Raw genomic sequence first — 14,382 nt, forward strand, 5'->3', positions numbered from 1 at the left:
GCTAGAGAGGCAAGGGACGGGGCAGGTGGTAACTATGTATACGCAGCCAACACCGGGTGGGAGCAAAGCTTGCTCGCGAAACAAGCGCCTCGGTCCTTGGCAGACCGCAGGGCCTTCATCGCGGGCAAGCCTTGCTCCCACAATGGTCTTGCTCCCACCATGGCCGTTATCCCACAACGGCTTTTACTGGCCGGATTTGATCCGGGTCCAGGCTCGTGTGCGCGCGCGCTCGGCATCCCGGGGCAAGGGTTGCAGGGTGTAGAGCGTGGTCATGGCCGCAGCGGTCGGGTACAGGTTGGGGTTGCCGCGGATAGCCGGGTCGACCATCTCGGTGGCGTCCTTGTTCGGGTTCGGGTAGCCGACAAAATCGCTGACCGGCGCAATCACCTGCGGTTGCAGCAAGTAGTTGATGAAGGTGTAGGCGTCGTCCGGGTTCTTCGCGCCTTTGGGGATGGCGAGCATGTCGAACCAGATCGGCGCGCCTTCCTTGGGCAGGCGCATATCCACGGTCACGCCGTTCTTGGCTTCCTTGGCGCGGTTGGCGGCCTGGGAAAAGCTGCCGGAGTAACCCACCGCCACGCAGATCTCACCGTTGGCGATGTCGGCCATGTACTTGGACGAGTGGAAATAAGTGATGTACGGGCGGATCTTCATCATCAGCGCTTCAGCCTTGGCATAGTCCGCCGGCTTCTTGCTGTTGGGGTCCAGGCCCAGGTGCTGCAAGGCCAGGGGCAGGATCTCCGACGGCGAATCGAGCAGCGCCACGCCGCACTGCTTGAGCTTGCTGATGTTCTCTTCCTTGAAAATCAGATCCCAGCTATCCACCGGCGCGTTATCGCCCAGGGCGGCCTTGACCTTGTCCGGGTTGAAGCCGATCAGGATGGTGCCGTACATGTAGGGCACGGCGAACTTGTTGCCCGGGTCGTTGGCTTCGATCAGCTTCATCAGCTTGGGGTCGAGGTGGTTCCAGTTCGGCAGCTTGCTGCGGTCCAGGGGCTGGAACACCCCGGCTTCGATCTGCTTGGCCAGGAACACGTTGGACGGCACCACCACGTCATAGCCGGAGTTGCCCGTCAGCAGCTTGGCCTCCAGGGCCTCGTTGGTGTCGAAGATGTCGTAGACCAGCTTGACCTGGCTGTTCTGCGCCTTGAAATCCTCCAGGGCCTTGGGCGTGATGTAGTCGAACCAGTTGTAGACGCGCAAGGTGCGCTCCTCGGCCTGTACCGCGCCGCAAAGCAGCGCGGCGCACACGGCAGGGGCCATTAAACGCTTGAGTCTGTTCATGCTGTTATTCCTCATGGGGCGCTTTGGAAACCTTCAAGAACGTTCACGGCATTGATGCCGATTTCTGCCACCGCGTAGCCGCCTTCCATCACGAACAGCGTGGGTTTGCCGAGCGCCGCGATGCGCTTGCCCATCGCCAGGTAGTCCGGGCTGTCGAGCTTGAATTGCGAGATGGGGTCGTCCTTGAAAGTGTCCACGCCCAGGGACACGACGATGACATCGGCGTCGTACCCCCGGATTTGCCCGCAGGCCTGCTCCAGCGCCGCGCTCCAGGTGTCCCAGCCTGAGCCTGCTGGCAAAGGGTAGTTGAAGTTGAAACCCTCACCGGCGCCCTCGCCACGCTCGTCGGCATAACCCAGGAAAAACGGAAACTCCGCCTCCGGATGGCCGTGGATCGACGCGAACAACACGTCGCTGCGCTCGTAGAAAATCGATTGGGTGCCGTTGCCGTGGTGGTAATCCACATCGAGGATGGCGACCTTCTTATGGCCCTGGTCGAGAAAGGCCTGGGCGGCGATGGCCGCGTTGTTGAGGTAGCAATAACCGCCCATCAAGTCCCCGGCGGCGTGGTGCCCCGGTGGGCGGCACAAGGCAAAGGCGCTGCGCGCGCCACGCTGGATGTCCGCCTGGGCGGTAAGAGCCACTTGTGCGGCGCTGTAGGCCGCCTGCCAAGTGCCAGCGGTGATCGGCGCGCCCGCGTCGAAACTGTAATAACCCAGTTGGCCGTGCAGGCTGGTGGGGATGACCGTACGAAAGGTCCGCGCCGGCCAGGTGAAGGGCAACAAGTCGCCGTCGCGGTTGTACTTGGCCCAACGGTCCCAGGCGCCTTTGAAAAACTCCAGGTACGCCGCGCTGTGGATGCGCTGGATCGGCCCCAAGCCAAAATCCTGCGGCGCCTCCACCGGCCCCAGCCCCTGCGCCTTGACCCGCTCCAACACATGATCGGCCCGGGACGGCATCTCGAAACAAGGCATCAACTGCCCGTCCATCAACTCGCAGCGCCCGTGGTGCAGGTGGTGATCGTCCGAATAGATCGTCAGCATTTTTGTTCTCCGCAAGGCTGATCGGTGTGAACACAGTCTTGCGGCGTGGAGCGTTTCAGAGAACGGCAGGAGAGGCCAAAAGGGGATCGAAATGGCCAAAAGGTTTGACCGTAAATCGCCCCTTGTTGGCGCAGGTGCGCGCGGGGTTGGGGCATGCAAGCCCTTGTGGGAGCGAGCTTGCTCGCGATGGCGGCAGCACGTTACACACCCATCTCAAAATACACCCGGTCCCCGTGGCGAGGGAGCTTGCTCCCGCTCGGCGGCGTAGCCGTCGTAAACCGGCTGATGCGGTTTATCTGAAGAATGCGGCAGCCTGTTTTGGGGCGGCTTCGCCACCCAGCGGGAGCAAGCTCCCTCGCCACGGGTGGTGTAGCGGTTAGCGCGGGTCGACGTTATCCAGCACACGGCTGGCCAGCATTGAACTCAGTTCGATCAATTGCTGGACGCCGAGGGCGATGTGACGGCGGGGGCCTTCCAGATCGAAGGCTAGGTTGCTGATCATCGCGTCGGCGGATGCCAGGTTTTCGCTGAGGTTGGCGAGCAGGCATTCGTTGTCGGCGTTTTTTTTCACGGTGAAGAGCTGGTCTGGATTGGATGCTTCTTCGGACTTTTCCGGTTTCGGTTGCAGGTAATAATCCAAGGCGCGCCTTTCTGCTTCGTCTTGTTTCTTCGTTTTGGATTTGGTGGACGCAGAGGTGCGATCTGTTTCGGGGGGATTCGGTGTTGGCTTGAACATGTGCTGATACTCCATGGTTAAGCCGCAACCTCTTCCCTACTAAAAGAAGGGTGGCGGCTGTACGCAGGTTAGTAGACCGGGGAGATCAGCATTGCCGGCGCGCCGAAGCGCCCTGCGCACAGCCACCATCAAGGACAGGTTAGGAACCTGCTTGGATGGAGAGCTCATGCATCCTACTGACACTACCTCGGGCTACTAAACCCGACCACTGATGGGCAGTGGCAGGGGAACGATAGAACCCATGGGCAAGGCGCACAAGCGGGCGGATTCTGGCGTAGTTGTAGGCAATGGCGCAAGGATTCGTAGCTGGGTGGAAGCGTTGCGCAGGGTGAATAAACAAGCATTCGTAATGCCCAGGATTCGGGGCCAGGAAGCGTGCTCTTGCTCGGTGGCGCAGCGGTTTTCTGTAGGAATGTGCCGGCCTTTTTGGGGCTGCTGCGCAGCCCAGCGGGAGCAAGCTCCCTCGCCACAGGTTGAGCGTTGTTGACCAGCCCGAGGTGATCACAGAATGAGCGCCCACCGCCAATCCCCTGTGGGAGCGAGCTTGCTCGCGATGGCGGCAGCACGTTACATACCTGACCTGAAGGCGTGGAGAACGGCGCGTCGATCAGATGATGGAATCAAGATCCAGCGTGTAGGGCTTACCAATGGCATACCCATGAGCACCGCGGATCAACTCGCTATCGTCATCCAGGGCCGGCGCCATCGCCAGTTGCTCAGCCACTCTGTTCTCCGGGTGTGCCTGCCAACGGGCCAGGTTGTGTGCCAGTTGCTCGGGTTGCTCCGACAAGCTTCCGTAAACGTCTTTTTCACTGACCGACGCGGTGCGCAGCGTGGCCAGGCGCGCGCGTGTGTTGTGCATCTTGTCGACCTCACGGATGAGCGCAATGTTGATGGAGCTTTCGCTACGCCCATTGGGCGCGCCCCGTCCCGCCAGGTAGCGCTCTTCATCGCGCAACTGTTGGGTAATCCGTGTCAGCGCATTGTCGATCCACTCATATTCGCGTTTTGTCGCCAGCGTGCTTCCGTCGATCTGCGCTTCCTGCCAGCGCCGCAAAGTCGCCCAGCATGCGGGAATGTAGCTGGGGACCATGAAGTGATCACCGGTCTGGATGAGTTGGGCCAGTAAGGCCGGGCGGTCCGGCAGGCCATATCTATGCTCGAGAGCCACCTCGCAGGCGGCGTGTTGAGTGATGGTGTCGCAATGGGGCATCCACAGGATCGACGACCGCTCCTTGCGATCGAACTCCACCGGCAGGAAGTGCCGCAAGATGCCGTGGTGTTCGTAGGGCTCGCCCGTCAAGTTAGTGATGCCCGCCACGAACACGGAAAGGCCGACCGGTACGTTGGCGAACGTAAGGGCCAACCCTGTGCCATAAACACCGCTCTTGGTATTCATCCAACTGCCGGGCACGCTGGGTATCGGGTCGTTGTGGTTGACCATTCGGTAGTGCACCAGGGCTTCGGCGTTTTTTGTGAAGGTGGCATCGGCGGCGCGGGGTGCGCCGTAGGTGTAGAGCTGGAGGGTGTAGCCTTCCGGTCTACGCCGCAGCATCTCTGAAAGTAATAACGCCACCGCGCCTCCCAGGCTGTGGCCGCAGATCAGCAGTTTTTGCCCTGCGTAGAACCTGTCCAGATAGCTCGTCACGAAGGCCGCAGTTTTTTTGGCGGCGCCATAGAACCCTCGATGCACTTGGCCGACACCTTCTTCAAACGGCACTTGGAGCGCATCGGCGTCGCGCAGGAAGTCGGCGGATTGCTGGGTGCCGCGTACTGCGATCAGGATCAGTTCGTCGTTGTGGGTGATGTAGGCCTGTGTATCCGTGGCTTGCGCCCCGGTTTTGCTGTCATCGAGGAAATGGACTTTGGCGGGGTGTTCCTGATCTTCGCCCAATTCCGGATCATTGACGGTGTAAAGGAAGGGGTCAAACGGCACGATCTCCAGGCGTTTGGAGTAGGGCACGTCTTCATACAGTGGGTAGTAGGGTTTTGGTTGTTCCGGATAGAACTCCCCGAGCTCTTCGAACTTGGCCAATGCATCCGCGAACCAGTTGCCCACGCTTGGTTGCTCGGTGAAGCTCAGCGGCGTTCTTATTGGAGCCTTGTCAGGTGTCTGACCGAAGGGGCAATAGGTCAGGGTCGACATGATCGCCAGTTGGTACAAGTTCAGCGCACAGAATTCCGGGGCGGTGGACAGCATGGGCCGCAAGGCGCGTAACGGGCGAACTTCCAGCACTGTGTGTTTTTGCGGCATCAGCGCTACGCCGAGCTTGCCATGTTCGCCCATCAACCGTGCCGGCCCGGCAGGGAGTGGGTGATGGCGGTACACCTCGGGCGGCAAATGCGCGACGTGCTTGACCAAGTGCCGTACTTCCACTTGGAAGAAGTCGTCTGCGCAGGCTTGTGCGGGATTTTCCCGGGGGCGTGTGGCGTTCGGGTTCAGGTAGCGGGTTTGCTCGGCGCGGACTTGTAGTTCGGTGATTTGGAGGGGGTAGCTATCTCTACGTTGGAGTTCTATATAGAGTTTTTCTTGTTCTTGATAGTTTTGCTCAAAGGCAAGGGCTACTGGCCCGGCATAGTGATTCGTGACCTTGCCAATACCGATGGCATCCAGATTGCCAAGGTATTTTTGCCCTTCTGAATCGGTAGCGGCATAAGCCAGCCCTGCATAAGGTTCACCAGAACCAAACTCATCGACGAGTTGAAAGCTGGTCCAATTTCCGCCCTTGGGGCACGTCAGAATGCGACTGCTCAGCCGCGACTCCATACCGTCTTTCAATAACGCCATGTGTCGATCTCCTTATTCCGTACATCCTGGATAAATGGTGCATTGCCGGCCGTCTGGCATTTGAAAACCGCTGAAGTCTTTGTAATTGCCAAAGCAAAATGCGTATTGATCTTCAAAGTTGTCGCCCATGCAGCGTTTCCAGCCGTTAGGCACCTTCACCCAGGTATCTCCCATGTAGGGCCTCTCCTCGCGGGCCAACTTGATCTTCATCCTCACGGTCTTACCCGGTAGTTGATCGAGGGTGTACGCCGCGAAAGGACGCCCACGCCCAAGCTCGCCCTGTGGGTTGGTTTTTTTGCAATCGAGGATTTTTCTGAGAATCCGGGGCTTGCCTGAAGTGCGGAACAACCACTGGCATTGGCCGTAGAAGACGCTTTCGTCTGCTTCGCTGAACATGCCCTTGTATTGGGGTTCTAATTCATCACGTATAGCGATACCTGCGGAGTCTCCACTTATATCGCTCCAATCCTTACCATACGCCGAGTTGATTTCCAGCTTGACGCGATAGATCACCAACGGGCAGCCGCTAACTGTTCTATACAGATCAATTTCTGAATTCGGCTGGTAACTTTTGCGCCATTGCAGGTTGTACCCGACTTCCGTATTTCTGCCGCCCGGTACGGTGCAGGTCTGCCCTTTGGCGGGCACGTACACCGCAACGGCTTGGTAGGCAAAGCCAGGCGGCAAATCAGCGGTGAAGACAAATGTATTCGCTTGTTTGTTGGCGCAACCAACGATTAACGCGATGGAGCAACCTAAGCCTGCGTTACGCAACAGCGCATGTATTTTTGAGTAGGGCGTAGTCACGGGATAGGGCCTTATTCCGTACAGTCTGGATAAATGGTGCATTGCCGGCCGTCTGGCATTTGAAAACCGCTGAAGTCTTTGTAGTTGCCAAAGCAGTACGCATCTTGATCTTCAAAGTTTTCCCCCATGCAGCGTTTCCAACCGTTCGGCACCTTCACCCAAGTGTCTCCAATGGCGGGTCTTTCCTCGTCCGCCAATTTGATCTTCATCCTCACGGTCTTGCCCGGTAGCTGATCGAGGGTGTACGCCGCGAAAGGACGCCCACGTCCAAGCTCGCCCTGTGGGTTGGGTTTTTTGCAGTCGAGGATTTTTACGATGCGTCGTTTGGAGCCAGCAGTACGGAACAACCACTGGCACTGACCATAAACGACACTTTCATCCAATTCATTGAAAGCGCCCTTGTACCGCGGCTCCAACTCATCGCGTATGGCAACGACTGCGGAATCTCCGCTTATATCTCCCCAGTCGTTCCCATACGCCGAGTTGATTTCCAGCTTGACGCGATAGATCACCAACGGGCAGCCGCTGACCGTTCTGTATAAGTCTATTTCTGAATTGGGCTGGTAACTTTTCCGCCATTCCAGGTTGTACCCGACCTCTGTATTTCTGCCGCCCGGTACGGTGCAGGTCTGCCCTTTGGCGGGCACGTACACCGCAACAGCCTGGTAGGCAAAATCAGGCGGCAAATCTGCCGTAAAAGTAAACGTGTTCGGCTGTGTGTTGGCACAACCTGCGGTTATCGCCAGGCCGCTCAAACTTGCAATGCGCAAAGCCTGTTTCATGACGGCGTATCTCCCTGCCAAAACGCTGCCATCAGGCGCACCCGTTCAAAATGCTCGTCGGGGCTTTCAGCTGAACGTACTTGCCAGTACGGCGCCAGCGCCTGGGCGGGTGCTTGCAGGCGCTGGGTCAGTAAAAACTCCAACTGCTCGGGCGCCTGCCAGTGCCAGACCTCGGCCTGGTCGAGCGTGACGCGCAACCACGCATCCGGGTCCTGTTGCTCGGCCAGTGTGGCGAAGGCCTGGACATGCTCTGCCAACAGGAAGTGGCGGGCATTGAGGAAGCGAGTCTGCTTCGCTTGCTGCGGGGTAACAGGCACCTGCAGCCAAAGAGGCGAGTCGGGTAGCGAATATTCCCCAGGGGCGGGGTTATAGGTGCTTGCCCAACAAGTGCCCTGCCAATAGCAGACACTGAGCGCTGGCCCGAGATAGGCCGGATAGGCTTCAACAGGCAGGTGCTTGAGCGCGCGGGCCAGGACACGGTTGTCATGGAAGCGGTACAACGCCTGATGGGGGCGCTCTCCGATGATCAGTCGTTCACGCCAGTGCTCCACCAGCGTTGGCAGGCCCCCTTTGGGAAGGCTGGCAAGCCATCCCCAGTGGCTGTCCGGCCGGTTAAGCAATTCATTGATGTGTTCGTCGCCGGGCCGATCGAAGCTGAAGACAGAGGGCCCCGCGTCAGCGAGGTCAGCAACCAGCGTTTGGCCGTACATGCTCAGGTACTGGTCGGGACGACTGTTCTTGAGCAATGCCTGGCGCGTGTGGTGCTCATGTTCTGAGTCCAGGACGACGCACAGGGTGTGGCCGAGGCGTTGCTGTTCGATCAACCATTGATGGGGGAGTGAGCGAGTCATGCGGCGGCGACTTCCATTGGGCAGAGACCCTCGCGGCAAGCCTCGCAGATCGGACAAAAGTCCAATCCCGCTGCTTTGCTGGCCGTTATCAGAGCGCGTTGAGTGGGGGCGAGCACGGGGGCTTGAGCCGCCAAGGGATCGGTCAAGCCAGGCGTGAATGATGAAGCGGTAGCGCCGGCCATGGGGGCGCCGCCGAGCTGGATTTCACTGCTGCTGTAGATACCGCTGTGGTTGATCAGGATGTGCTGGCCCCCGGCTTTCAAACTGAGGGTTGCACCTGCTTCAAGGATCACATGAGCGCCGGCCTTGATCTGTATTTGCTGCCCGGCCTCGACGGCCAGTGTCTGATCGACACGGGTATGGCGGTTGGCGACGCGTAGATAGTCATTGCCTTCGACCTGGACGGTACGGTCGGCGGCGGTGGTCCGATGTTCCTCGGCGTGCAGGACGGTGATGCTGTTGCCCCTGATGGTCTCCCGCCGCTCGTTGCCAATCTCAAGTCGGCTGTCGTTTTCGATCTTCTGTTCCATGTCACGCTGGGCCCGCAGATAGATCAGCTCCTGACCGGCGCGGTCTTCCAGGTGCAGCTCGTTGAAGCCGTTGTTGCCCGGCGAGCTGCAAGAACGAAACACGGTGCGGGTCTTGTGTGCAGGCAGCGGGTAGGGCCGAGCGTTGGCGCTGTTGGTCAGGCATCCGCTGATCAGGGGCTTGTCGGGATCGCCTTCCATGAAGGTCACCAACACCTCCATGCCCACCCGCGGGATCGTGACGCCCCCGTAGCTATTGCCCGCCCAATTGGAGGCGACTCGCAACCAACAGCTGCTGCCGTCGTCGAGGTGCCCCGCACGATCCCAGAAAAACCTGACCTTGACCCGGCCATACGGGTCGCAGTGGATCTCTTCGCCCTTGGGCCCCGTGACGATTGCCGTCTGGCTGCCCCATACACGTGGTTTTTGGTAAACCCGTTGCGAACGAAAGATCGCATCCCAAGGCGTGGCAACGAAGTGATTGCGATAGCCCTGATTGAAGTGCTCTTCAGCCCTGCCAGTGTCGCTGGGGGTGATTTCCTCCAGTACCTGCGGCTGTTTGCCTTCGTGATGCACTTCGGTCAGGAGCCATAGATCATTCCATTCCTGACGAGGGTGCCCGCTCAATGTCAGGAAGTGCCCCGTCGTCAGTGCCGGCTGATCACTCTTTCCTTCGGCCTGGCGGTAGTCGACACGATGACGTTCCAGGGCTCGCCGGCTCAATAACCTGCCGCGTTTTTCCTGGGTAAAGTCGCCTGGATAATCATAGGCCTCCAAGTCTGGTTGGATCTTTTCGACGCCGGGCTGGCAGCTGCTCTCCAGTGGGAATGTCGACTTCTTGAAATCGTAATCACGGCGCGTGACGCGGCTGGTCCGGGTCTCCAGTCGCAGGCCAAATCGATGGATAACCGGCTCGTCGTCAACCATGCCGCTGCCGTGTTTATAAGCAGTGCGGTGCTCAAGCCGGGGGAATACAGTCTGGTCATCACCAAATACCAAGTGATGGCCCGACTCACTGTGCTGGAAGTGATAATGCAGGCCTTCTTCGTGACACAGGCGCTCGATGAAGTGCAAGTCGGATTCGCGATACTGCACGCAGTAGTCACGAGGCGAATAACTTGCACTCAACTGGAAGCAATGGGCGTCAGTGAGAATACCGTGCTCCTTGAGGACCGATGTAATGATCTGCGGAACACTGACGTGTTGAAAAATACGCTGGTTGGTGCGGTGTTCCAAGTAAGTCAATCGTGGAACCAGTCTTATCTTGTAATGCGTCAAGCGTTTGCCAGTGTCGCCTTGTACAACACGATAAATCAGCCCATGAACACCGCTTCCCTGTTTGTTGAATGCAAGAAATGCCTGCTGGTTTAACAAGTATTCCAAATCCATATCGCTTTGTTCGCTGACGAGCTCGATATCAAACGAATAAGGTGTGCTAATGGCTTCGCAGCCTTCGAAGGCCAACACTTTGAGGTCATGTTCGAGGTCAGGAATTGTGAGATGAATTTTGCGCAAATCAGGGGTGTGGAACATTCGCGGGTCCTTGGGCGTTGGCTTTGACTCCTGATCACATTGAAGCAGTCTTGAGGGGCGTGCGCGCAGAGAGCCGCAAAAAAAGAAAAGGATGTAAGAGTTCTCTTCGCAGCAAGTAGGAACTGAGAATGAAATGATTTGAAGTGTTTTTTAGTTGGCTCGATGGTGGTTCGACCTTGACAGGAAGGAATCGGCATTGGGAGTTTCGGAAGGGGTAGTTTTTTTTGAAAAAAGGAAAGGTCCTACTTTTTTATTTTTAAAACTTTGGCATTCTTCGCTGCGTTCCGCTGGTTGGGGCGGTGTGAGTTTTTAGGTATGCCTTGATTGTATTTGGCGAAACTTCCTACAAGCAAAACCGAATATTCACCTTGAATAACCCTGCCGCCAAAACTGCCCATCTCACAAACTGAATTCTCTTAACAGGGTCGTGAATGTCGTATTCCGGAAAACTGTCCGCCCATTACCTGGCTCTCGCCAAAACGCCCATCTCCAAAGAGGGTTTTGCGGGTGCGGACGTGCGTTTTTCGAATGAATACGAGGCGTTGGAAAGCGAGCTGGGCAAAGCCCAGTCGATGCACGAAAGCGGCCAGGTCGACTGGCTGAAGATCCGTGAAGGAAGTGAAGCGCTGTTGCGTACCCAGTCGAAGGACTTGCGAGTGGCGGCCTGGCTGGTTTGGGCGCTGTATCAGCGTGAATCTCTCCAAGGGCTGCTGGCCGGCCTCTGTCTTTTGCACCACTTGTGTAAAAACCATTGGCCTGACATTCATCCGATCAAAAATCGAACCCGTGCCGCCAGCATCAATTGGTTGGTGCCTCGCCTGGAGCAGGCGTTGGGCGATGACGTTGCGATCAAGGAGCAGTTGCCGCTGTTCCGCCATCTGACAGAACAACTTGAAGGTCTCGATACCGCCTGCACCGCCCACTTGGGTGATGATGCGCCTCTGCTGCTCCCGTTGTGTCGGCGCCTCAACACGATGATCCAGCGTGCCACAGACAACCTGCCGCAGGCGGGTGCCATTGGGACGGTAGTGGCTCAGGTGAAGCAAGTTGCCACCCAACTGCTCACGCCCGGCGCTCCGATCGAAAACGAAAAAGAAGCTCACAAGTCTCTGCGTGCCCAGCAGGAAAGCGCAGGGCCGTTATGCATCTGGTGGCTCAAGCAAAAAGCAACCGACGTTCGGGCCCTGCGCCTGAATCGTACGTTGACCTGGCTGGCCATTGACGCCATGCCCGAGCGCAACGCCGAGCAGATCACGCAGTTGCGGGGACTGCCGGCGGACAAACTCAAGGCTTATCAGGACAGTCTCCACCAAGGCGATTACGCGAATCTGCTGGTGGAGATCGAGGCCAGCCTGGCGAAGGCTCCGTTCTGGCTCGATGGCCAGCGGCTTGCCTGGGAGTGCCTGCAAGGGTTGAACGCCGAGTTGGCCATGGGTGAAGTGGAGGTCCATTTCGCGCTATTCATCCAGCGCCTGCCGGGGGTTATCGAATTGCGCTGGCATGACGGTACGCCGTTCGCCGATCCCGCCACGCGGGCGTGGATCGCGTCCCAGGTTATGCCTCATCTGCAAAACCCCGGCGCGGCACCCGAAATCGATACCACCCACAATGATGCGCCTTGGGAACTGACGCTGGAAGAGGCCCATTCGATCCTGTCCAGGGATGGCCTCAAACCCGCCGTCCAGTTACTCAGGCAAGGCATGCAAAACGCTCTTGGGGCACGCGAGTGTTTCCTCTGGCGGTTCGCGATGGCTCGCTTGTGCTTCTCGGCGAGGAAATACGAACTCGCGAAAGTCCAGCTCGAGGTCCTCGACCAGACACTGCAACACGCCGGCCTGAATACCTGGGAGCCCACCCTGGAGTTACAGGTACTGCATTTGTTGCACAGCTGCTGCGAGTTATTGCCTCAGAACCACGTCATACGCGAGTGCAAGGACGAGACCTATCGCAGGTTGTGTCACCTAGACCTGGAACGGGTCATTGAATAGGCCTCCGGGTCCAAAATTGTAAGGAGAAAGTCATGGCCAAAGAAGGCTCGATCGCCCCCAAGGAACGCATCAACGTTACCTTCAAACCTGCCACCGGCGGTGCCCAGGAAGAAATTGAACTGCCCTTGAAGCTATTGGCGATCGGTGATTACACCCACCGCAGGGATGAACGCAAGATCGAGGATCGCAAACCGATTGGCATCGACAAGATGACCTTCGACGAGGTGTTGGCCAAGCAAGAGCTGAACCTGACCCTCAGCGTACCGAATCGTCTTCAGGAAGAAAGCGAAACTGAAGAGCTGGCAGTACAGCTGCGTGTGAACTCGATGAAGGATTTCACCCCGGCGAGCCTGGTCGAGCAAGTGCCGGAGCTCAGCAAACTGATGGAGTTGCGCGACGCCCTGATGGCGCTCAAAGGGCCATTGGGTAACGCGCCGGCGTTTCGCAAGGCCATCGAAGGTGTACTCGGCAATGACGATTCCCGCCGCCGCGTACTGGATGAGCTGGGCCTGAACACCACAGCGAAGAACGCTTGATTCTTTCAGCCAAGGAAGCCGAAACATGAGTACCCATGCCGTACAGCAGCAAAGCCAGGACAACGCTGATTACAGCATTCTTGAGAGCATCATCGCCCAGACTCGCCTGACCCCGGACGATGACGCCTACGACATTGCCAGGCGAGGCGTGTCTGCGTTCATCGAAGAGTTGCTCAAGCCGCAAAACAGCGGCGAGCCGGTCAAGAAGGCCATGGTCGATCGCATGATCGCCGAGATCGACGCCAAGCTCAGTCGCCAGGTGGACGAAATCCTCCACCACCCACAATTCCAGGCCTTGGAATCGGCATGGCGCGGTTTGCAGTTGCTGGTTGACCGCACCGACTTCCGCGAAAACATCAAGATAGAAATGCTCAACGTTTCCAAGGACGATTTGCTGGACGACTTCGAGGATTCGCCAGAAGTCATGCAGTCAGGCCTGTACAAGCATATCTACACCGCTGAATACGGGCAGTTCGGTGGGCAGCCGGTAGGTGCGGTCATCGCCAACTACTTCATGTCGCCAAGCTCGCCGGACGTGAAGTTGATGCAGTACGTGTCCAGTGTCGCCTGCATGTCCCATGCGCCGTTCATCGCCGCTGCCGGTCCGAAATTCTTTGGCCTGGAAAGCTTTACTGGCCTGCCAGACCTCAAGGACCTGAAGGACCACTTCGAAGGTCCGCAATTCGCCAAATGGCAGAGCTTCCGCCAATCGGAAGACGCTCGCTATTTTGGTCTGACCGTACCGCGCTTCCTGTTGCGCAACCCCTATGATCCGCAAGAGAACCCGGTCAAATCATTCGTCTACAAGGAAACCGTTGCCAATAGCCACGAGCACTACCTGTGGGGCAATACGGCATACGCGTTCGGTACAAGGCTGACCGACAGCTTTGCCAAATTCCGCTGGTGCCCGAATATCGTTGGTCCTCAAAGCGGTGGCGCGGTTGAAGACCTGCCGTTGCACCACTTCGAAAGCATGGGTGAGATCGAAACCAAGATCCCGACCGAAGTGCTGGTGTCCGACCGACGTGAGTACGAATTGGCCGAGGAAGGCTTCATCTCCCTGACCATGCGCAAAGGCAGTGACAACGCCGCGTTCTTCTCCGCCAGTTCCGTGCAGAAGCCGAAGTTCTTTGGTAACGGTGCCGAGGACAAGCATGCGGAGCTGAACTACAAGCTTGGCACTCAGTTGCCTTACATGATGATTGTCAATCGACTGGCTCACTACTTGAAGGTTCTGCAGCGCGAGCAATTGGGGTCATGGAAGGAGCGCACAGACCTGGAGCGTGAGCTCAACAACTGGATCCGCCAGTACGTGGCCGACCAGGAGAACCCGAGCGCCGAAGTTCGTGGCCGCCGTCCGCTGCGCGCAGCGAAGATCATTGTCAGCGACGTTGAAGGTGAGCCGGGCTGGTATCGGGTAGGCCTGAACGTACGGCCTCACTTCAAATACATGGGGGCCGATTTCACGCTGTCGTTGGTTGGCAAGCTGGACAAGGCGTAGGCGCGC

At 58.0% G+C, this 14,382-nt stretch carries 11 protein-coding genes; 3 read left to right on the plus strand and 8 right to left on the minus strand.

All coding sequences use genetic code 11. The features are described 5' to 3' along the window. Positions 1-183: 183 nt before the first annotated feature. The 8 genes from Q7F16_RS09695 to Q7F16_RS09730 all read right to left on the minus strand — a co-directional run bounded on the left by Q7F16_RS09695 (position 184) and on the right by Q7F16_RS09730 (position 10,351). Positions 184-1,284: a polyamine ABC transporter substrate-binding protein gene (locus tag Q7F16_RS09695; protein WP_409555705.1), complete on the minus strand. Its 1,101-nt coding sequence runs from the start codon at positions 1,282-1,284 to the stop codon at positions 184-186. An 11-nt stretch (positions 1,285-1,295) separates the two neighbouring features. After that, complete coding sequence (locus tag Q7F16_RS09700; RefSeq protein ID WP_079303099.1) at positions 1,296-2,327, minus strand: histone deacetylase family protein; 1,032 nt, start codon at positions 2,325-2,327, stop codon at positions 1,296-1,298. Between the two features lie 376 nt (positions 2,328-2,703). Further along, positions 2,704-3,063, minus strand: coding sequence for a DUF6124 family protein (locus tag Q7F16_RS09705; protein ID WP_046065854.1), 360 nt, complete (start codon positions 3,061-3,063; stop codon positions 2,704-2,706). Between the two features lie 607 nt (positions 3,064-3,670). Continuing rightward, positions 3,671-5,851 carry a lipase family protein gene (locus Q7F16_RS09710; protein WP_409555706.1) on the minus strand — a complete coding sequence of 727 codons (2,181 nt, stop codon included), beginning with the start codon at positions 5,849-5,851 and terminating at the stop codon, positions 3,671-3,673. Positions 5,852-5,863: 12 nt separating this feature from the next. Continuing rightward, positions 5,864-6,637: a hypothetical protein gene (locus Q7F16_RS09715; protein ID WP_046065860.1), complete on the minus strand. Its 774-nt coding sequence runs from the start codon at positions 6,635-6,637 to the stop codon at positions 5,864-5,866. Between the two features lie 32 nt (positions 6,638-6,669). Next, entirely contained in the window at positions 6,670-7,440 is a 771-nt protein-coding gene (locus tag Q7F16_RS09720) for a hypothetical protein (RefSeq protein WP_409555707.1), read from the minus strand. Further along, positions 7,437-8,291, minus strand: coding sequence for a DUF4123 domain-containing protein (locus Q7F16_RS09725; RefSeq protein ID WP_409555708.1), 855 nt, complete (start codon positions 8,289-8,291; stop codon positions 7,437-7,439). Before Q7F16_RS09725 ends, Q7F16_RS09720 begins: the two co-directional genes overlap by 4 nt. Further along, the gene (locus Q7F16_RS09730; protein WP_409555709.1) at positions 8,288-10,351 is read right to left on the minus strand and encodes a type VI secretion system Vgr family protein; all 2,064 of its coding nucleotides are present in this window, start codon (positions 10,349-10,351) and stop codon (positions 8,288-8,290) included. Before Q7F16_RS09730 ends, Q7F16_RS09725 begins: the two co-directional genes overlap by 4 nt. A gap of 431 nt (positions 10,352-10,782) precedes the next feature. Here Q7F16_RS09730 and tssA point away from each other — a divergent pair, with 431 nt between their 5' ends. Genes tssA through tssC form a run of 3 tightly spaced genes read left to right on the plus strand, consistent with a single transcriptional unit; the run spans position 10,783 to position 14,376 of the window. Continuing rightward, positions 10,783-12,339 carry a type VI secretion system protein TssA gene (gene tssA / locus Q7F16_RS09735; protein WP_046065849.1) on the plus strand — a complete coding sequence of 519 codons (1,557 nt, stop codon included), beginning with the start codon at positions 10,783-10,785 and terminating at the stop codon, positions 12,337-12,339. 32 nt (positions 12,340-12,371) lie between these two features. Next, positions 12,372-12,875, plus strand: a complete 504-nt coding sequence (gene tssB / locus Q7F16_RS09740; protein ID WP_046065848.1) for a type VI secretion system contractile sheath small subunit — start codon at positions 12,372-12,374, stop codon at positions 12,873-12,875. Positions 12,876-12,900: 25 nt separating this feature from the next. After that, positions 12,901-14,376, plus strand: coding sequence for a type VI secretion system contractile sheath large subunit (gene tssC / locus Q7F16_RS09745; RefSeq protein ID WP_046065847.1), 1,476 nt, complete (start codon positions 12,901-12,903; stop codon positions 14,374-14,376). The last annotated feature ends 6 nt before the right edge of the window (positions 14,377-14,382 follow it).

Origin of the sequence: Pseudomonas sp. Lb2C2, assembly GCF_052112205.1 — a bacterium.
In the GTDB taxonomy this organism is placed as follows: domain Bacteria; phylum Pseudomonadota; class Gammaproteobacteria; order Pseudomonadales; family Pseudomonadaceae; genus Aquipseudomonas; species Aquipseudomonas kilonensis.